Annotated in this window: 17 protein-coding genes; 9 read left to right on the forward strand and 8 right to left on the reverse strand. The window is 70.9% G+C overall.

Features of this window, described 5'->3' with window-relative positions:
• From Q0C38_RS18545 to Q0C38_RS18555, 3 genes are all read right to left on the reverse strand, one after another.
• A partial coding sequence (locus Q0C38_RS18545; protein ID WP_291298610.1) for a transglycosylase domain-containing protein occupies positions 1-828 on the reverse strand: 828 nt, incomplete at its 3' end.
• 166 nt (positions 829-994) lie between these two features.
• Positions 995-2,614, reverse strand: a complete 1,620-nt coding sequence (locus tag Q0C38_RS18550; protein WP_291298611.1) for a GMC family oxidoreductase — start codon at positions 2,612-2,614, stop codon at positions 995-997.
• A 4-nt stretch (positions 2,615-2,618) separates the two neighbouring features.
• The gene (locus Q0C38_RS18555) at positions 2,619-3,305 is read right to left on the reverse strand and encodes a CBS domain-containing protein (protein WP_291298612.1); all 687 of its coding nucleotides are present in this window, start codon (positions 3,303-3,305) and stop codon (positions 2,619-2,621) included.
• Between the two features lie 223 nt (positions 3,306-3,528).
• Between Q0C38_RS18555 and Q0C38_RS18560 the strand changes: the two genes are divergently transcribed.
• The 3 genes from Q0C38_RS18560 (at position 3,529) to Q0C38_RS18570 (ending at position 7,513) form a co-directional block, all read left to right on the forward strand.
• Positions 3,529-4,512 carry a TAXI family TRAP transporter solute-binding subunit gene (locus Q0C38_RS18560; protein WP_291298613.1) on the forward strand — a complete coding sequence of 328 codons (984 nt, stop codon included), beginning with the start codon at positions 3,529-3,531 and terminating at the stop codon, positions 4,510-4,512.
• A 70-nt stretch (positions 4,513-4,582) separates the two neighbouring features.
• A complete protein-coding gene (locus Q0C38_RS18565) occupies positions 4,583-6,595 on the forward strand; it encodes a TRAP transporter fused permease subunit (RefSeq protein WP_291298614.1) in 2,013 nt (670 codons plus the stop codon).
• 90 nt (positions 6,596-6,685) lie between these two features.
• Complete coding sequence (locus Q0C38_RS18570) at positions 6,686-7,513, forward strand: MBL fold metallo-hydrolase (protein WP_291298615.1); 828 nt, start codon at positions 6,686-6,688, stop codon at positions 7,511-7,513.
• On the opposite strand, the gene Q0C38_RS18575 is transcribed toward Q0C38_RS18570, so the two are convergent.
• Positions 7,477-8,058: an NUDIX domain-containing protein gene (locus tag Q0C38_RS18575; RefSeq protein ID WP_291298616.1), complete on the reverse strand. Its 582-nt coding sequence runs from the start codon at positions 8,056-8,058 to the stop codon at positions 7,477-7,479. The two genes, Q0C38_RS18570 and Q0C38_RS18575, sit on opposite strands and share 37 nt — an antisense overlap.
• Positions 8,059-8,225: 167 nt before the next feature.
• Here Q0C38_RS18575 and Q0C38_RS18580 point away from each other — a divergent pair, with 167 nt between their 5' ends.
• The 6 genes from Q0C38_RS18580 (at position 8,226) to Q0C38_RS18605 (ending at position 13,998) form a co-directional block, all read left to right on the forward strand.
• Positions 8,226-9,374 carry an efflux RND transporter periplasmic adaptor subunit gene (locus tag Q0C38_RS18580; protein WP_291298617.1) on the forward strand — a complete coding sequence of 383 codons (1,149 nt, stop codon included), beginning with the start codon at positions 8,226-8,228 and terminating at the stop codon, positions 9,372-9,374.
• Entirely contained in the window at positions 9,371-10,504 is a 1,134-nt protein-coding gene (locus tag Q0C38_RS18585) for an FtsX-like permease family protein (protein ID WP_291298618.1), read from the forward strand. Before Q0C38_RS18580 ends, Q0C38_RS18585 begins: the two co-directional genes overlap by 4 nt.
• On the forward strand, positions 10,497-11,195 hold the full coding sequence (locus Q0C38_RS18590; protein ID WP_291298619.1) for an ABC transporter ATP-binding protein: 699 nt from the start codon (positions 10,497-10,499) through the stop codon (positions 11,193-11,195). Before Q0C38_RS18585 ends, Q0C38_RS18590 begins: the two co-directional genes overlap by 8 nt.
• A gap of 94 nt (positions 11,196-11,289) precedes the next feature.
• Positions 11,290-12,288, forward strand: coding sequence for a YncE family protein (locus Q0C38_RS18595; protein WP_291298620.1), 999 nt, complete (start codon positions 11,290-11,292; stop codon positions 12,286-12,288).
• Positions 12,275-13,036 (forward strand): polysaccharide deacetylase family protein, encoded by a 762-nt coding sequence (locus tag Q0C38_RS18600; protein ID WP_291298621.1) that lies wholly within the window; start codon positions 12,275-12,277, stop codon positions 13,034-13,036. The genes Q0C38_RS18595 and Q0C38_RS18600 overlap by 14 nt, the downstream gene beginning before the upstream one ends.
• Positions 13,033-13,998: a sterol desaturase family protein gene (locus tag Q0C38_RS18605; RefSeq protein WP_291298622.1), complete on the forward strand. Its 966-nt coding sequence runs from the start codon at positions 13,033-13,035 to the stop codon at positions 13,996-13,998. Before Q0C38_RS18600 ends, Q0C38_RS18605 begins: the two co-directional genes overlap by 4 nt.
• A 58-nt stretch (positions 13,999-14,056) precedes the next feature.
• Here the strand turns inward: Q0C38_RS18605 and ccmI are convergent, their stop codons facing one another.
• The 4 genes from ccmI to Q0C38_RS18625 are packed head-to-tail and all read right to left on the reverse strand — an operon-like array spanning position 14,057 to position 18,218.
• Complete coding sequence (ccmI, locus tag Q0C38_RS18610; protein WP_291298623.1) at positions 14,057-15,175, reverse strand: c-type cytochrome biogenesis protein CcmI; 1,119 nt, start codon at positions 15,173-15,175, stop codon at positions 14,057-14,059.
• On the reverse strand, positions 15,175-15,651 hold the full coding sequence (locus tag Q0C38_RS18615; RefSeq protein ID WP_291298624.1) for a cytochrome c-type biogenesis protein: 477 nt from the start codon (positions 15,649-15,651) through the stop codon (positions 15,175-15,177). The genes ccmI and Q0C38_RS18615 overlap by 1 nt, the downstream gene beginning before the upstream one ends.
• Complete coding sequence (locus Q0C38_RS18620) at positions 15,651-16,205, reverse strand: DsbE family thiol:disulfide interchange protein (RefSeq protein WP_291298625.1); 555 nt, start codon at positions 16,203-16,205, stop codon at positions 15,651-15,653. The genes Q0C38_RS18615 and Q0C38_RS18620 overlap by 1 nt, the downstream gene beginning before the upstream one ends.
• Before the next feature lie 24 nt (positions 16,206-16,229).
• Positions 16,230-18,218, reverse strand: coding sequence for a heme lyase CcmF/NrfE family subunit (locus Q0C38_RS18625; RefSeq protein ID WP_291298626.1), 1,989 nt, complete (start codon positions 18,216-18,218; stop codon positions 16,230-16,232).

An 18,218-nucleotide genomic window follows, 5' to 3' on the forward strand; every position in this document is an offset into this window, starting at 1 on the left:
CAGCGTGACTGCACCGCCCGTCGCGGGCAGCGCGCCCAGCCGCCCCTCGGCCCATTCCGCAAACGCCCCGCGCCCGCGCGGCGGGCCTGCCGCGAAGCCGCGCGCGGCCTCTGCCTTTGCGCGTGCGCCCTCTGCCTGAGAGAGCCACCCGGCATCGACCATGTTGTCGATGGCCTCGCGCCCGCGCAGGACGGCGGCATCGGGGTTGGCGCGCGGGTTCAGCCGCGACGGTGCCTTCGGCAGCCCCGCGATCACCGCGGACTGCCACACCGAGAGGCTGCGCGCGGGAACGCCGAAATAGGCGCGCGCAGCGGCATCGATGCCATACGTTCCGGCACCGAGATAGATACGGTTGAGCCAGATGGCGAGGATCTCGTCCTTGCCGTAGCTGCGCTCGAGCCAGAGGGCGAGCAGCGCCTCCTGCCCCTTGCGGCGGAACGAACGCTCAGGCGTGAGAAAGAGGTTCTTCGCGACCTGCTGCGTGATCGTCGAGCCACCCTGCACGACGCGTCCTGCCGCGACATTGGCCACCGCGGCGCGCGCCAGGCCGATGATGTCGAGGCCGAAATGAGAGCGAAACCGCCGGTCCTCGGTGGCCAGCATCGCATCCACCACGTGGCGTGGCAGGGTGCGCGGGTTCACCGTCTCGCCATAGAGGTCGCCCGATTGCGCGAGGATACCACCGGATGCGTCGAGCAACGTCACGGTCGGCCGCCGCGTTGCCGCGAGCGCGGCTTCTGGGCGCGGCAGGTCCCAGGCGAGCCAGGTGAGGACGCCCGCGCCCGCGATCACCGACCAGAGCGAGACAAGCACGAGGGCGCGCAGCAACCAGCGGCGGCGCCTCGGGCGGGGCTTTCGGCTCGCATCCTGGCGCGGCTTCGCCTTGCGCGCGCCGCTCCGCGCCGCAAGCGGCGTTCGGGCGTGCGGAGCGGGCTGGACCTTCGCCTTCGGCATCGGTGTTCGCTAGCCCATCGCCGCCGTGTCGCGGAAGCGGTTACGCCGCGAGGTGCCCCGCGATCAGGTCGGATGCCTTCTCCGCCAGCATGTAGACGGTGGCGTTCGTGTTGCCGCTGGTCATCGCCGGAAAGGCGGAGGCATCGGCGACGTAGAGGCGGTCAAGCCCACGCACGCGGAGCTCAGGGTCGAGCACCGCCATCGCGTCGCCATCGGGGCCCATGCGCGCCGAGCAACACGGGTGATAGACGGTCGAGCCGCGCGAGCGGGCGACGGCAAGCAACTCCTCGTCGCTCTCCGCCGCGGGGCCTGGCAGCGCCTCGGGGCCGACATGCGCGTCGAGCGGTGCCGTGGCGGCCCAGCGCCGGCAGAACCGCATGCCCCAGACCAGCGCGCGGCGATCCTCCTCCGCCGTCAGGTATCCCGGGCGGATGCGCGGCGCTGCTGCCGGATCGGGTGAGGTGATTTCGACCTCGCCGCGGCTCTCGGGCCTGTGCTGCCACACGCCCATCGAGACGCCGGGCTCATCCTCGAGATGGCCGAACCGGCCCTCGCGCCACGAGCCGGGTGCGACGACGGCCTGGATGTCGGGGCTCGCCAGTCCCTCGCGCGAGCGGATGAACGCCGTGATCATGCCGGCGGAGCAGGTGAGGATGCCCTCGCCCTTCACGGCCCAGCGCGCGATCTCGCGCACGAGTGCCAAGCCGTGGCTGCGCTCGTTGGCGGTGGGAAGGCCGCGCACGCGCCAGGCCATGCGCATGAGGTAGTGGTCGGTCAGGTTGCGGCCGACGCCGGGGCTGTCGTGCAGCACGGGAATGCCGGCGCGGGCGAGCACCTCGGCCGGCCCGATGCCGGAGAGCTGCAGGAGCTGCGGCGTGCCGATCGCGCCGGCGCACAGGATCACCGCGCGCCTGGCCGTGATCCTCTCCTCGCGCCCCGCGCGGCGAAGCGCGATGCCGCTCGCCCGCCTGTCCTCGAACGTCACGGCGGTGACGACCGCATCGGTGATGATCGCGAGGTTCGGCCGGCGGGAGGCGGGGTCGAGGAAGGCTTCCTTCGCGCCCGACCGCCAGCGCCCCTGCCGTGTCTGCTGTGTCCAGGCCACGCCGTCCTGGACCGGGCCGTTATAGTCGGGGTTGTAGGGCAGGCCGAGACGCTGCGCTGCCGTCATGAACCCTTCGAGAAGCGGCCCACGCTCGACCACCTGCGTGACGGCGACGCCCGTGGCAGCCTTGGCACCGCGCCCGCGCGAGGCATCGCCGTCGGGCCCGTCATAACGTTCGGTGCGCTGGAAATACGGCACCACCTCGTCGTAGCTCCAGCCACGGCAGCCCTTCTGGGCCCAGCCGTCAAAGTCGGCCGCCTGGCCACGCACCTGCATCAGCCCGTTGATCGCCGAGGAGCCGCCGAGCCCACGCCCACGCGGGAACAGGATGGCGCGATCGGCCGTCGCCGGATCGGGCGCGGTGCGATAGCCCCAGGTGAGGTCGCTGTGTTCCATCAGCCGCGAATAGCCGGCGGGAAGGCGGCTCAACGGGTGGCCCCCCGCGCCGCCAGCCTCGACGAGGGTGACGGTCAGCGAGGGGTCGGCCGAGAGGCGGTTGGCGAGCAGGCAGCCTGCGCTGCCTGCCCCAACGATCAGAAGGTCGGTCTGCGACACGCCATCAGGAATAGACGTAGAGCGGCCCGACGACGAGATGGTCCTCGACACCCTTCACGCCGGCCACGCCCTCGGCCAGCACGCGGAGCGCGCGGCGATAGTCGTCGGAGCCGCAATAGCCGTAGAACTCGACCACGCCGTCCTTCACCACCACCGTGGTGTAGAAGGTCGAGGCCCAGGACTGCTTCTTCATCTCGTTCACGACCGTGCGATAGATGCCCTCGTCCGACGTATCCGACGGTGCGGTGGTCGGCGGCGAGACCAGCGCGCGCAGGAGATCGGCGCGGCTGACGATGCCGGCGAGCCTGCCGTCACGCAGCACCACGACGCGGCGGATATTCACCTTCTCCAGCATCTCCGCGATCTCGCCGACGGGGGTGTCCTCCGTCACCGTGATCATGTGCGTGGTCATGATGTCCTTGGCCGTGCGGCCGTGCGACTTCACATACTGCTCTGCCATCCGGCTCGGGTCGGCGAACAGGCTCTTGAAGAAGCCGGGCGTCTCGTCCTCTCGGCCGGCCACCTGGCGCAGCAGGTCGCTCTCCGAGACGAGGCCGAGCACCTTGCGGTCGGCATCGGTCACCGGCACCGCGCTGATGTGGCGCTCGGCCAGCAGCCGGGCCACGCCCATCACGGGTGTGTTCGGCGCCACCGTCACCACGTCCGGCGTCATCAGGTCACGTGCCTTCATGGCATCCCCCTCCTGGTCTCGTTGTGTGTGCGGCGGAAGCATACATCCGCCATCCGGTCTGTCATGGGGGCATATCAGCGCAGATGTCCTGCGGCTGCCTTGATGTGCGTCAACGGCCGGATGGAATGCGCGCGGTTTGCGTCGCGCGCCCGTGCTGCGTATGGTCGACGGAAGGGCCTTTCGGGCATCTGGAACCGGTCAGGCCCGGGGAGGAGACAAGAAAATGACGACATCACTGAACCGCCGCGCCGTGCTGGCCGGCACTGCTGGCCTCGGGCTCGCCTCGGTCGCCGGCCCGGCCCTCGGCCAGGCGCAGCAACTGGCCATCGCCACCGGCACGACGGGCGGCGTCTACTACCCGCTCGGCGGTGGCATGGCGTCGATCTTCAGTCGGACCATCCCGGGCATGAGTGCCACGGTGGAGGTGACGGGCGGCTCGGTCGCCAACCTCCAGCTGCTCGGTGCGAACCGCGTCGGCATGGTCCTCACGCAGGTCGATGCCGCGGTCGATGCCGTGGCCGGCAAGGAGCGCTTCACCGGCAGGCCGGTGCCCGCGCGCGCCATCCTCGTGATGTACACGAACCGCATGCAGGTGGTGACGGTGGCATCGACCGGCATCACCAAGATGGCGGACCTCAAGGGCAAGCGCGTGTCGACCGGCGCACCGGGAAGTGCCACCGAGGTGATGGCCTTCCGCCTGATCGAGGCGGCGGGCATCGACCGCGAGAAGGATTTCCGCGCCCGCGAGCGCCTGTCGCCGGCCGAGAGCACGAACGCCATCAAGGACGGCAAGCTCGACGCCTACTTCTTCGTCTCGGGCGTGCCGACCTCGGCGATCACCGACCTCGGCGCCTCGCCGGGCCAGCGCCTCGTTCTCGTCGACCATGCCGAGTTCGTGCCGGCGATCGTTGCGAAGCACGGCCCGGTCTACTTCGCCGAGGAGATCGCGGCCGGCACCTATCCGGGACAGACCGCGCCGAACAAGCAGATGTCGGTGGCCAACGTGATCGCCGTGCGCGCCGACATGCCTGATGGGCTCGTTGGCCAGCTTCTCGCCGCGATCTGGGACAACCTGCCCGATCTTCACCTCGTGCACGCCGAGGCGCGGAACTTCAGGATCGAGAACCAGAAATCGGCTGCGGCCGGCATCCCCTGGCATCCCGCGGCCGAGACCTTCTGGAAGGCCCGCGGCGCCTCGCTCGCCTGAGCGATCGGGAAGGACGTGACGGGCGGGGGCTTCGCTGCCCCCGCCCCCATCGCCTCAGCCCAGTACCGTCATGAGCACCGTCAACGAACAGCACCACCTGCCGCCAGAGGCGGCGGAACTCGACGATCGCACGGCCGCCGAGGTCGAGGCGCTGATCGAGCAGGAGGAGGGCGCGCAGAACCGCTTCCGCGGCCCGCTCGCGATCGTGGGCACCCTCCTCGCGCTGGCGATGAGTTCGTTCCACCTCTATGCCGCGGTCGACATCGTGCCGACGATGTACATGCGCTACATCCATGTCGGCTTCGTGCTGGTTCTGACGTTCCTGCTGTTCCCCGCCGCCAGACGCTTCCGCAACCGGCTGATGCCGTGGGATGTCGCGCTGATCGCGGCCGCGCTCTTCGTGATGCACTACATCATCACCGGCGGCGACGAGCTGACCGATCGGGCGATCTTCCCCGAGCCGATGGACCTCGTCGTCGGCTGGGGCCTGCTCGTGCTCGTGCTCGAGGCGGCGCGGCGCACCACCGGGTCGATCATGCCCGGCATCTCCATCGCCTTCCTGCTCTACGCCTTCTTCGGCAACCACCTGCCCGCCCCCTGGACCCACCAGGGCTATGACAGCGAGCGGCTGATCCCGCACCTGACGATCACGCTGGAGGGCATCTTCGGCACCGCCGTCGATGTCTCCTCCTCGCTGATCATCCTGTTCACCATCTTCGGCGCGGTGCTGCAGGTGACGGGGGCGGGGAAGTTCTTCGTCGATTTCTCCTTCGCGCTGATGGGCGGCAAGGCCTCCTCCGCCGGTCGCACCGTGGTGCTGTCGTCGTTCCTCCTCGGCGGGCCCTCCGGCTCTGGGGTCGCGACGACCGTGACGCTGGGTTCCGTCGCCTGGCCGATGATGAAGCGCGTCGGCTATTCGCCGCACGATGCCGGCGGGCTGCTCGCGGCGGGCGGGCTGGGCGCGATCATTTCACCGCCGGTGCTGGGGGCTGCCGCGTTCCTGATCGCCGAGTTCCTGAAGATCTCGTATCTCCAGGTCATCGAGATGGCGATCATCCCGACCGTGCTCTACTACGCCGGCCTGCTTTTCATGGTGGAGCTCGACCAGCGCGCCCTCGGCGTGAAGGAGACCGGGAAGGAGGGCTTCGCCGAGAGCGCGGGCGAGCTGTTCCGCAAGTACTGGTTCCACCTCACCTCGCTCGTCTCCATCGTCGCGTTCCTGCTGGTCGGCTATTCGGCGACGCTCTCTGTCGTGTACGCGACCGCCGTCGCGGCGGCGCTCTCCTGGCTTCGCCGCGAATGCGCGATGACGCCGCGGAAGGCGATCACCGCCCTCGAGGGCGGTGCGGTGCAGGTGCTGAACGTCGCCGCCACCTGCGCCTGCGCCGGCATCATCGTCGGCGTCGTCACGCTCACCGGGCTCGGGCTCAAGTTCTCCGAGATCGCGATCCGTTACGCTGGCGGATCGCTGGCGCTGACGGCGGTCTATACCGGGCTGATCGTGTGGGTGATCGGCCTCGCCGTTCCCGTCACCGCCTCCTACATCATCTCGGCCGTCATCGCCGCACCGGCGCTGATCAAGCTCGGCGTTCCCGATTTCGCCGCGCACATGTTCATCTTCTACTACGCCGTGCTGTCAGAGGTGTCGCCGCCGACCGCACTCTCGCCCTTCGCCGCCGCAGCGATCACCGGCGCCGGGCCCTATCGCACCACGCTGATGGCGTGGAAGTACACGCTGCCCGCCTTCGTGCTGCCCTTCATGTTCGTGACTGATCCGCTCGGCGTCGGGCTGCTGCTCCAGCGCGCGCCAGGCATGACCTGGGGTGATGTCGCGTGGATCACCACGCTCGCGACGCTCGGCCTTGGGCTTCTCGCCGCCGCCGCGCAGGGCATGGGCTTCCGCCGCATGGCGGGGTGGGAGCGCTGGGCGCTCGCGCTCGCCGGTACGCTGCTGGTGTTCCCCGCCGCGGTCGACGGGCTGCTGGAATGGGCCAGCGGCGTGTCAATTCCAGCGCCGCACTGGGCGGGCATCGTGCTCGGCGCCGTCCTGCTCACCTTCCAGCGATTACGCCCCGCGCGATAGGCGCTGCCGCGTCCGCGCGCTATGGTGCGGGGCATGGCATCGCCGCCGTTGCTGACAGAACCCGTGCCCGATTATGGTTCCGCAATCGGAATGCACCGGCTCGTGCGCCGCATCGTCGCGCGCAACCCGGGGCCGATGACCTGCCACGGCACCTCGACCTGGATCGTCGGCGAGCGCCACGTCGCGGTGATCGACCCGGGGCCTGACGATCCCGCGCATCGCCGTGCCCTGCTCGCGGCCCTGGCCGGCGAGGTGGTGACGCATGTCCTTGTCACCCACGGCCACCATGATCATTCGGCGGGTGCTGCCGGCTTTGCCGCTGCCGTTGGCGCGGCGGTGTACGGCTTCGGCAGGCCGGAGGCTGCGCGCACCGTCTCGGTCGGAGCCGGCCACCCGCCCTTCCTGCCCGACCAGTCATTGGCGGACGGCGAGGCGATCGCTGGCCCCGGCTGGACGCTCACCGCCATCCACACGCCAGGCCACGCGTCGGACCATCTCTGCTTCGCGCTGGACGGCGAGGGCGTGTTGTTCTCCGGTGACCATGTGATGGGCTGGTCGACCTCCATGGTCTCGCCGCCCGATGGCGACATGGGTGCCTACATCGCCTCCCTCCGCCGCCTGCTTGGCCGAAGCGAGACCGTCTACCTGCCGGGTCATGGCCCGGCGATCAACGACCCGCGCGGCCACACCGAGGCGCTGCTCGCCCACAGGCTCGCCCGCGAGGCAGCAATCCTCGCTGCGCTGCGCGCCGGCAATGCGTCGGCCGCCGCAATCGTGCCGACCCTGTACCCAGGCCTTGCCGAGCCACTGGTGCGAGCGGCCGCGCGCTCTGTCCTCGCCCATCTCCTCAAACTCGAAGCCGATGGGGTGGCGGAGCGTCTTCAGGGCCCGGAGGAGGCCTTCCGCGCGGTGAACTGACCGGCGGGGAAACGGCGAAGCGCACCGCCGCGGTGCCGCCAGGTGCCGGGGACGTGCGTGTCTCGCCCGCCCGGCCCGAGCGAGAGCCAGGACGAGAGTTCCTCCATCACCACCCGCGTCGGCTGCGACAGCTCGAGTGTGACGGCTTCGGTGAGCGCAACCCAGCGCAGGAACTCGAGCTCTCCCGACCCGCCCAGCGTGCCGGAGAACGCCTCGGCCCCCGCCACGAGGAAGCGCGCATCGAAGCGGATCGGCAGGTGCGCGGGCGTGACGAGCCGGCAGAGATAGGCGAGCGGCACGTCGCGCGCGGGGACGAGGCCGGTTTCCTCCACCGTCTCGCGCAGCGCGGCGGCGGCGAAGGCGGGCGGGAGGCCGGGGCAGGAGGGGGCCGGGGCCATCCTGTCCTCGCGGTCGATCCTGCCGCCAGGGAACACCAGGGCGCGCGGCATGAACCGGTGCCTCGCCGAGCGCTGGCCCATCAGCACCGCTGGCCCATCATCCCCCTCGCGCAGGATCACGAGGCTCGCTGCATCGGCCGGCTTCACGGGGCGTGGGCTTGTGGCGGGGGCTGCGTGACTGTCCGGCATGAGGCAAGGGTAAGCCTCTTCCATCGCGCCGCAAGTGCGGGCCGGTCGTGACGTGCCCGCCCGCCCGCCCTCTGAACTTGATGCAGCGCAACGCCGGCGGGAGGACCGTGGGCTAGGGTGCTGCCATGCGGATGTCCTCGAAACTGGTCGCGGTTGTGCTCTTCGTTGCAGCCGCTGCGGGCGGCGTCGCCTGGCAGCGCCTGCGACCGTTGCAGGTGCCCGTCGCCGCCGTTGCGCGTGACGTGCCGGTGCGCGTGTTCGGCCTCGGCACGATCGAGGCGCAGCTGCTCTCGCGCATCGGCTTCGACATTGCCGGCACGCTGCGCGGCGTCCATGCGGATCATGGCGACAGCGTCTCCGAGGGGGCGGTGCTGGCAGAGCTCGCCGACGCGACGCAGGCCGCGCGCGTGGCCCGCGCCGAGGCAGCGGTGATGAGCGCCGAGGCGGTCGCGCAACGCGCCGAGGCAGCGCGCGAGCGCGCTGAAGCCCTGCTGGCGCAGAAGCAGTCATCGGCGCGGCGGCGGCGCGAGCTCGCCAGCCGCGGCTCCGGCAGCGCCGAGGCCGCCGAGCAGGCCGAGACGGAGGTCGCGACCGCGATCGCGGATCTTGCGGTCAACCGCGCCGACGCAGCCGTTGCGCGCGCGGCGATCGCCGATGCGCGGGCCTCGCTGCTGGCCGAGCAGACCACGCTCGCCAGGCACGTGCTGACCGCGCCCTTCGCCGGCACCGTCGTCGCCCGCCACCGCGAGGCCGGCGCGCCGCTGAACCCGGGCGAGGCAGTGTTCACGCTGGTCGCGCCCGAAACGATCTGGGGCCTCGTCCATGTCGATGAGGGGCGCGCCGGGGCGATCAGGCTGGGCCAGCCGGCCGTCGTGCGCCAACGCAGCCAGCCAGGCGTGAGCCTTGCGGCCGAGGTCGTGCGGATCGGCCTCGAGAGTGACCGGGTGACGGAGGAACGCCGCGTCTATCTCCGCTGCCGCCAATGCCCCGACCAGGTGTTCCTCGGCGAGCAGATCGAGGCCGAGATCGAGACCGCGCGGCTTGCCGAGGCACTGCTGGTTCCGGAGGCCGCCGTCGAGGGGTTCGATGGTGCGGCGGGAAGCATCTGGGTCGTTGAGGGCGGCAGGCTTGCGCGGCGACAGGTGGGTTTCGTCGCGCGTACGCTCGATGCGCGGCTTGCGATCGACCCGGCCCTTCCCGCAGGCGTGGCTGTCGCCGTTTCGGTCGGCCCCGGCTTCGCGCCGGGGCGGCGGGCCGTGGCGGTCCCGCCATGAACCTGGCGCTCCGCGACATCCGCCACAGGCTCGGGCGCTTCCTCATCACCTGCGTCGGCGTTGGCCTGCTGCTCTCGGTCGCACTCGCGATGGTCGGCATCTACCAGGGCGTCGTGGCGGAGGCGCTGACGCTGACGCGCAGCCTTGGCGCCGATCTCTGGGTGGTCGAGGCCGGCACGCGTGGCCCCTTCGCCGAGGCAAGCCGTGTTCCCGGCGATGTGCGCGAGATCGTCGCGCGCGTGCCGGGGGTTGCGGCTGCAGGCGCGGTCACGCTGCGCACGGCCGAGATGGCAGCACCCGGGCGCATCATCCGCGCCCAGCTGCTCGGCTACGAGCCGGGCCGGCCTGGCGGGCCGTCCGCCATCGCCGCGGGGCGCGGCCTCGGCGGCGCGCGGTTCGAGATCGTCGCCGATGCGCGCGCTGGCCTGCCCCTTGGCGCGACCGTGACGATGGGCGGTGACCGCTACCGCGTCGTCGGGCTCACGCGCGGGCTCGTCGCCTCTGGCGGCGACCCCCTGGTGTTCCTTCACCTGCGCGACAGCCAGGAGCTCCAGTTCAAGCTCTCGCCACCGGCATCGCGGCGGTCCGCCGCCGCCGGCGCGGGCGCTGGCAACACCGACACGGTCAACGCCATCGTCGCCCGCCTCCACCGGGCAGCCGACGCGGATGCGGTGGCCGAGGCCGTGCGGCGCTGGAAGCACCTCGCAGCGCTGACCGACGCCGAGCAGTCGAGCCTTCTGCTGCGCTCCGTCGTCGCGCGGGCACGGGTGCAGCTCGGCATGTTCACGGTGGTGCTGCTGTTCGTCACCGCCGTGATCATCGCGCTGATCATCTACACGATGACGATGGACAAGCTGCGTGAGATCGCGACCCTCAAGCTGATCGGCGCGCCTGACCGCACGATCGTCGGGCTCGTGCTGCAACAGGCCCTTCTCCTCGGCTCCGTCGGCTTCGTCGCAGGGTTGTCGCTCCTGCTCGCTGTGCGTGACCGGTTTCCCCGCACCGTCGCCCTCGGCCCAGAGGAGATCGCGGTCATGGCGGGGGTGGTGGCCGTCATCTGCATCCTCGGCAGCGCGGTCTCGATCCGCGCCGCACTCAGGATCGACGCGCAGGCAGCCCTCGGTGGCTGAGCGGCGCACGCTGATCGGGTTGTCCGGGATCACCAAGCGCTTCGGCGAGGGCGAGCAGGCGGTCCGCGCGCTCGATGGCGTCTCGCTCAGCGTCGCTGCCGGCGAGGTGGTCGGCCTGCGCGGCCCCTCGGGCAGCGGCAAGTCGACGCTGCTCAACGTCGTCGCCTGCATCACCGCGCCCGATGCCGGCATCCTCGCCCTCGGCGACGGGCCGGTCTGGGAGGGGGGGCACTATACCGACCCCGATCTCCGCGCCCTTCGCCGAACCCGGATCGGGTTCATCTTCCAGTTCCACAACCTGCTCCCCTTCCTCGATGCGACGGACAATGTCGCGCTCGCCATGACGCTCGCCGGCAAGGAGCTCGGGGCGGCGCGGGCGCGGGCGAAGGCGCTGCTCGCCTTCCTCGGCGTCGAGAAGCGGGCCGGCGCGATGCCGGCGCGGCTCTCCGGCGGCGAGGCGCAGCGCGTGGCGATCGCCCGCGCGCTCGCCAACGACCCGCCGATCATCCTCGCCGACGAGCCGACAGCGGCGCTGGACAGCGAACGCGCCCGCTCGGTGCTCGACCTGCTGCGCCGTGTCGCGGCGGAGCGCGAGGCGGCGGTCCTCGTCGTGACCCACGACGAGAAGATCTTCGACCGGTTCGACCGGATGGTGACGTTGAGGGACGGCCGGATCGACGCCGTCGCGTGACGCACATCCCTGTCATCGCGGCCGGGCACAACCTGCCCGTTCCACGGCGGGGCCGCTTGGTGCTACAGCAGGTGGCGTCGCGAGGGAGTTGAACATGGTTCAGTCGTTTCCACGGCGGTCGTTCCTGGGTGGCTCTGCGGCGCTCGCGGCCCTGCCCGCCGGCGCACAAGCCCCAGCCGTTCCGCTCTCCGCCAGACCCCTCTCGGAAAGCAGGGGCCTCGTCTACGTGCTGAACAGCCGCGACGCGACGGTGAGCGTGCTCGACGCCGTCACCGGTGCCGAGCGTGCGAAGGTGCCGACGCTGCGTGAGCCGCACCACCTCGTGTACACGCCCGACCGGCGCGAGATCGTGCTCGGCGACAGTGCCGGCAACGAGTTCCAGTTCCTCGAACCCGCCACCGGCGCGGTGACGCGCCGGCTTCGCATCTCCAACCCCTACCATCTGCTCTACAGCCCCGACCGCACGATGCTCGCCGTCGCGTCCCTGAGGCGGGACCAGATCGACATCTACGATGCGGCCAGCTTCGAGCTCCGCCATCGCCTGGCGGTGCCGGACATGCCCAGCCACATCGCCTGGACGCCGGACAGCCGCGTCGCGTTCTTCACGCTTCAGGGCAACAACAGCCTCGCGGCGGTCGAGGCGGCGACGGGCCGGCTGCTGTGGAAGGCGCGGACGGGCAAGACACCGGCCGGCATCGTGTTCGATGCGCGCCACGGCCTTCTCGTCGCCAACATGGGCGAGGACAACGTGACGGTGCAGGCGCCGGAAGATGGCCGCATCCTGCGCACGGTGCGCACGGGTGCGGGTGCGCACAACGTCTTCCCCTCGCCGGACGGGCTGTTCCACTACGTCTCGAACCGCGTGGCGAACACGATCACCGCCCTCGACGCCCCCTCGCTCGCGGCAGTGCGCACCCTGCGCGCGCCAGGCGCACCCGACTGCCTCGATTTCTCCGCCGACGGCCGGCAGATCTGGTTCACCCAGCGCGTGGCCAACCGCGTCGGCGTGATCGACATCGAGACGGGTGCGCTCACGGCAAACATCCCCGTGGGGCGAAGCCCGCACGGCATCCTGTTCCATGCTCTCGCGTAGGGGCTTCGGCGCGGCCGCGCTCGCCGCCCTCGCCTCGCCCGCGGCCGCCGCCCAATGCGGCAAGACCGTCTACCTCACCGTCGACACGGGCTGGATGGACCGCGCGGAGGACATCGCCGCCGTGATGGCGCGCCACGGCGTGAAGGCGACGCTGTTCATCGCCGATGAGAGGACGTATCGCGGCGACACCTCGCTCGGCGACGCCTGGGCCCCGTTCTGGCGCGCCCGCGTGGCCGAGGGGCACGCCTTCGGCTCTCACACGCTGCGGCACTGGTACTTCCGCGGCGATGTGGGGGAGCAGGTGCGGTTCATTCCCTGGGGCGCGCGCGAGGGCGTGCTGCTCGACCGTGCCGCGATGTGCGCGGAGCTCCGCGCGCCGGAGGATCGGCTGAAGGCCATGACCGGCCGCGGCCTCGACCCGGTCTGGCGCGCGCCTGGCGGGCGCACGACGCCGAACGCGCTTCGCTTCGCGCAAGCCTGCGGCTTCGCCCATGTCGGCTGGACCGGCAACGGCTTCCTCGGTGACGAGCTGCCGTCCGACAAGCACCCGAACGCCACGCTGCTCTCGCGCTCGCTCGCCGCCATCCGCGATGGCGAGGTGCTGGTGATGCACTGGGGCATCCGCTCGCGCGAGCAGAAATACGCCGATGTGTTCGAGGAGCTCGTGGTCGGGCTCAAGGCGCGCGGCTTCTGCTTCGCGACACTCACCGCCCCGCCGCCGCGCCTCGTCGCGGAAGCGCGCCGATGATCGACTGGATCGGTGATGCGTATCTCTCGGTGAAGGTCTGGCTGTTCGAGACGCTGCTGCTGCCCCTGCTCTACGGCGCAGGCTGGATGCACTGGGAGGAGGACGCGTTCGAGTGGCTCGACTTCGCGCTGCTCGGCGCCGTCACCGTTCTCGTCGCCTACATCATCTGTCGCCCGCTCGAGGCGGCATTGCCGGTCGAGCGGCGTGGGGCGGATGAGCCGAGCACCGTCGGCACCGATGTCGCCTACACGCTGCTGAACCGCCTCGGCCTCGTGCCGCTGTTCGCGTTCGTCGCCCTCCAGCCGCTCGAGATCGCGTGGGCGGCGCTGCTCGCCGATGCCGGCGTCATCCCGCCGACGCTCGAGACGGCGATCCCCGCGCTGCGTGACTGGCCGCTGCTGACCTTCGCGCTCTACGTGGTGATCATCGATTTCGCCGAGTACTGGCGGCACCGGTTCCAGCACCGCTTCGGCTGGTGGTGGGCGCTGCATTCGGTGCATCACGCGCAGCGGCAGATGACGTTCTGGACCGATGATCGCAACCACCTGATCGACGACCTGATCGGCGGGTTCTGGTTCGCCGGCGTCGCGGTGCTGATCGGCGTTCCGCCTGGGCAGTTCCCGCTGCTGCTGCTGGTGATGCGCGTGGCCGAAAGCCTCAGCCACGCCAATGTGCGGCTCGATTTCGGCAGCCTTGGCGGGCGGCTTGTCGTCAGCCCGCATTTCCACCGCGTGCATCATGCGCTCGACCATGACGAAGGCATCGGCGTGCGCGCGCATGGCTGCAACTTCGCCGTGCTGCTGCCGGTGTGGGACATCCTGTTCGGCACGGCCCGCTATAGCGGCGTCTATCCGCCGACGGGTGACCGCTCCGGCAGCGAGCGTCTTGCGACGGGGTCGTGGTGGGGCACGCAGGTGGAAGGTGCCAAGCGCTTCGCACGCGTGTTGACGGGGCGGGCCTGACCTTTCCTCGGATCTGACCTTTCCTCGGATCTGACCTATCTTCGGGCCTGACCTCTCGTCAGCCGCCCCGGCCCTGCGCCATCTTCTCCGCCACCACCCGCGGATCGTCAGGCAGGAGAGCGGCGGCGCGATCGAGCGCACCGCGCGCCTCCATCCCCCGCCCCAGGATGCGATATGCATGCGCAAGGCGGAGCCAGCCTTCCGCGTCATTCGGTTCGGAGCGCAAACGATCCGCGAGCCGATCGACCATGGCGCTGATCATCAGCTGCCTCTGCTCGGCCGGAAGCTCGGAGGCTGCCGCCATCTGCTCGGGCGAGGGGCCGGCGGCACCGGCGGCGCGCAGCCGCGTCTCGGCCTCCGCGATGCGTTCGGCCACCATCGCGCGAACGGGGCTGTCGGGCGGCGTCGCTGCCTTGACCGCGCGGAACCCGTCCAGCGCCAGCTGCGCATTGCCGCGCTCCAGCGCGGCGGCGGAGAGGTAGTAGCGGATGCGGAGATCGCCGGGGTCGGCGGCCGCGGCGCGGCGGAGGAGGGCGAGCGCCTCGTCCGTCACGCTGCCATCGGCGGCGATGGAGAGGACCTCGGCAAGATCGGCCGCGAGTTCTGGCTCGAACCGGATGGTCAGCGCCTGGCGATAGGCGCCGATCGCAGCCGAGATGTTGCCGCGCCGGCGCTCGACGCCAGCGAGCAGCACCCAGCCCTGGCGTGCCTCGTCGCTGCCGGCAGGGAAGGTGTTGATGCGCTCGCGCACGCGCGCGATCAGCACCTCGGCTGCCGCGTTCTCGGCCTGGCGCTCTGCCTCCACCACGGCGAAGGGGAAGGCCGGCATGTCGGGCATGCCGCGTGGCAAATAGAGCATGAGAGCGAGTGACGGCAGCGCGATCGCGGTCCCGAGCAGGAGCCAGCGGTCAGCCCGCGGCGTCGGCGCCGCTGCCTCCCCCACCTCGGATGCAGCGGCGAGCAGCCGGCGCTGCACCTCGAGCGTCGCCTCGCGATGCTCCTGCTCCGAGAGGCGGCCTTCCGCCCGCTCGCGCTCGAGCTCGGTGAGCTGCGCGCGGTAGAGGGCCGTGTCATGCGCGGCACGGGGCGCGTAGGCGCGCACGCCACGCAGGGCCGGCCAGAGGAGGGTGAGCAGCGCCGCGAAGGTCGCGACGCCGAGGATGATCCAGGTGAGCATTATTCTGCCGAGAGCCGCGCGAGCCGCGCGCGCTCCTCCTCCGTCAGTGGTGCGGGTGCGTCGATGACCTGGCGCCGGCGATAGAAGCCGAACACCGCAAGCCCGCCCAACGCGAGCACGAGGACGGGCGAGACCCAGAGTGCCGCGGTCGCCGCGTTGAAGGGCGGGGTCAGGCGCACATAGTCGCCGTACCGGTCGGTCACGAAGGCGATCACCTGGTCGTTGCTGTCACCGGCCGTGACGCGTTCGCGCACGATCCGCCGAAGGTCCTGCGCGAGACCGGCGTTGCTGTCGTCGATCGACTGGTTCTGGCAGACGAGGCAGCGCAGCTCCTTGCCGATGGTGCGCGCGCGCTGTTCCTGCTCCGGGTCGGGCAGCATCTCGCGCGGATCGATCACGGCCCAGGCTGGCGCGACGACGGGCGAGACGGCGGCCGGCGTCGCGAGCAGCACGAGTGCGAGCACGAGCGCGCGCATCAGGCGAGCCTCCGCAGCAGCGGGCGGACCTGCTCGTCGAGGATCTCGGGCGTGATCGGGCCTGCCATGCGCCACCGCACGACGCCCTGGCGATCGATGATGTAGGTCTCGGGAACGCCGTAGACGCCGAAATCGACCGCCACGCGGCCGGTGAGGTCGATGCCGATGCGCAGGAACGGGTCGCCATGCCGACGCAGCCAGGCGACAGCGCCAGGGTCGGTCTGCGAGCCGGAGTGGTAGTTGATGCCGAACACCGGCACGCCTTCCGCGGCGAGGCGCATCAGGTGCGGATGCTCGACGAGGCAGGGCACGCACCAGGAGGCGAAGAAGTTCACCAGCACCGGCCGCTGGGCCGCCGCCGCGATGATGTCGCGGCTGGCAAGCCCCGGCTTGTTCGAGCCCGGGAGGGCGGCAAGGTCGAAGCCGGGCACAGACCGGCCGATGAGTGCGGAGGGAACGCCGCGCGGGTCGAAGCTGCCGCTGCGCATGCCCGAGAGCATCGCGTAGAACCCGCCCGCGGCACCGAGTGTCGCGAGCGCTGGCAGCGCGAACATGACCTGCCGCCGTGTCATCGTTTCCTACTCGGCCGCTGCCGGCACGGCAGCCTCGCGGCGCCGCCGCGCCGGCGCGCCGACGCGCAGGCGGCGATCGGTGAGCGAGACGAGGCCGCCCACCGCCATCAGCACGGTGCCGACCCAGATCCACGGCGCGAGCGGGTTCCAGTGCAGCCGCACCACCGTCGCGCCCTCGGCCGAGGTTTCGCCGATCACCGCGTAGAGATCGGCGATGCCGGAGGTGCGGATGGCGGCCTCGGTCGTCGCCATGCGCTGCACGGGGTAGAAGCGGCGCTGCGGCTCGAGGATGGCGACGGGCTCGCCATCGCGCAGCAGGGTGAGCACGCCCGCGGTGCCGCGCCAGTTCGGGCCGATGATGTCGCGCTGTCCATCGAAGCGCAGCGTGTGCGGCCCGACCGTTGTGATCTCGCCCGGGCGCATCAGCGTGATGCGCTCGGGTGCGATGCCCTTGCCAGCGATGCCGGCGAGGCAGATGCCGATGGCCGCGTGCGCGATGATGCCGCCGACGGCGCCGCGCGGCAGGCCACGGGCCCGCGCGAGGCTCTCGCGCAATGGGATGCGGCCGAGGCGGATCCGCTCGGCCAGGTCCGTTCCCGCCGCGAGCACGACCCACAGCGCCAGTGCGAAGCCGAGGGCCGGCAGAAGCCTGCGATCGACCATGGCGATATAGAGGACGGCGAAGGCGAGGACGATGGCCGCGGCAAGCCGAAGCCGCGCCAGTGCCGCCCAGAGATCGGCTCGCTTCCAGGGCAGCAGCGGCCCCACCGCCATCGCCACCAGCAGCGGCACGAACACCGGAAACACGGTCGCGTTGTAGAAGGGCGGCCCGACGGTGATCTTGGCGTCGAACATCAGGTCGGCGAAGAGCGGATAGAGCGTGCCGACGAACACCACCGCGCAGGCGGTGGCGAACAGAAGGTTGTTCAGCACGAGCGAACCCTCGCGCGAGATCGGCGAGAAGATGCCCTTCGGTTCGAGCGAGGGCGCGCGCCAGGCGAACAGCAACAGAGATCCGCCCACGGTGATCGCGAGCAGGATCAGGATGAACACGCCGCGCTCCGGGTCGTTGGCGAAGGCGTGCACCGAGTTCAGCACGCCGCTGCGCACCAGGAACGTGCCGAGCAGCGACAGCGAGAAGGTGAGCAGGGCGAGCAGGATCGTCCACACCTTCAGCGCCTCGCGCTTCTCCACCACGATGGCGCTGTGCAGCAGCGCGGTGGCAAGCAGCCAGGGCATGAGGGAGGCGTTCTCGACCGGGTCCCAGAACCAGAATCCGCCCCAGCCAAGCTCGTAATAGGCCCACCACGAGCCGAGCCCGATGCCGAGGGTGAGCGAGCACCAGGCAGCCAGCGTCCATGGCCGCACCCAGCGGCCCCAGGCGGCATCGACACGCCCCTCGATCAGGGCAGCGCAGGCAAACGCGAACGCGACCGCGGTGCCGACATAGCCGAGGTAGAGGAAGGGCGGATGGAAGGCGAGGCCCGGGTCCTGCAGCAGCGGGTTCAGGTCCTGCCCGTTCTCCGGCAGCGGCCAGACGCGGTTGAAGGGGTTCGACGTCAGGATCGTGAAGAGGAGGAACCCGGTCGCGACCATGCCGAGCACGGCGAGGACGCGCGCCTTCAGCGTTGCCGGCAGGTTCTGCCCGAAGGCTGCCACCGCCGCCGAGCAGAGGGCGAGGATGAGCAGCCACAGCACCATCGACCCCTCGTGGTTCCCCCACGTGCCGGTGATCTTGTAGAGCATGGGCTTCAGCGAGTGGCTGTTCTGGTAGACGTTCTCAACCGAGAAATCCGACACGGCGAACGACCACATCAGGCACCCGAAGGCGGTGGCGACGAACACCGCATGGCCGATCGCGGTGGTGGGGCCCGTCGCCATCAGCAGCGCGCCGCGGACCTCGCCGCGCGCGGCCCCGACGAGTGGCAGGATCGACTGTGCGGCCGCGAGCAGCAGCGCGAGGACGAGCGCGAAATGGCCCAGTTCTGGAATCAT

The organism is Elioraea sp. (assembly GCF_022842375.1).
Taxonomy (GTDB): domain Bacteria; phylum Pseudomonadota; class Alphaproteobacteria; order Acetobacterales; family Acetobacteraceae; genus Elioraea_A.

What these genes read in the sequence shown, in the direction of transcription:
- Q0C38_RS18555 (WP_291298612.1), bottom strand. Translation starts at nt 3,305, where the DNA reads ATGAAGGCACGTGACCTGATGACGCCGGACGTGGTGACGGTGGCGCCG.
- Q0C38_RS18560 (WP_291298613.1), top strand. Translation starts at nt 3,529, where the DNA reads ATGACGACATCACTGAACCGCCGCGCCGTGCTGGCCGGCACTGCTGGC.
- Q0C38_RS18565 (WP_291298614.1), top strand. Translation starts at nt 4,583, where the DNA reads ATGAGCACCGTCAACGAACAGCACCACCTGCCGCCAGAGGCGGCGGAA.
- Q0C38_RS18570 (WP_291298615.1), top strand. Translation starts at nt 6,686, where the DNA reads ATGCACCGGCTCGTGCGCCGCATCGTCGCGCGCAACCCGGGGCCGATG.
- Q0C38_RS18580 (WP_291298617.1), top strand. Translation starts at nt 8,226, where the DNA reads ATGCGGATGTCCTCGAAACTGGTCGCGGTTGTGCTCTTCGTTGCAGCC.
- Q0C38_RS18585 (WP_291298618.1), top strand. Translation starts at nt 9,371, where the DNA reads ATGAACCTGGCGCTCCGCGACATCCGCCACAGGCTCGGGCGCTTCCTC.
- Q0C38_RS18595 (WP_291298620.1), top strand. Translation starts at nt 11,290, where the DNA reads ATGGTTCAGTCGTTTCCACGGCGGTCGTTCCTGGGTGGCTCTGCGGCG.
- Q0C38_RS18600 (WP_291298621.1), top strand. Translation starts at nt 12,275, where the DNA reads ATGCTCTCGCGTAGGGGCTTCGGCGCGGCCGCGCTCGCCGCCCTCGCC.
- Q0C38_RS18605 (WP_291298622.1), top strand. Translation starts at nt 13,033, where the DNA reads ATGATCGACTGGATCGGTGATGCGTATCTCTCGGTGAAGGTCTGGCTG.
- ccmI (WP_291298623.1), bottom strand. Translation starts at nt 15,175, where the DNA reads ATGCTCACCTGGATCATCCTCGGCGTCGCGACCTTCGCGGCGCTGCTC.
- Q0C38_RS18615 (WP_291298624.1), bottom strand. Translation starts at nt 15,651, where the DNA reads ATGCGCGCGCTCGTGCTCGCACTCGTGCTGCTCGCGACGCCGGCCGCC.
- Q0C38_RS18620 (WP_291298625.1), bottom strand. Translation starts at nt 16,205, where the DNA reads ATGTTCGCGCTGCCAGCGCTCGCGACACTCGGTGCCGCGGGCGGGTTC.
- Q0C38_RS18625 (WP_291298626.1), bottom strand. Translation starts at nt 18,218, where the DNA reads ATGATTCCAGAACTGGGCCATTTCGCGCTCGTCCTCGCGCTGCTGCTC.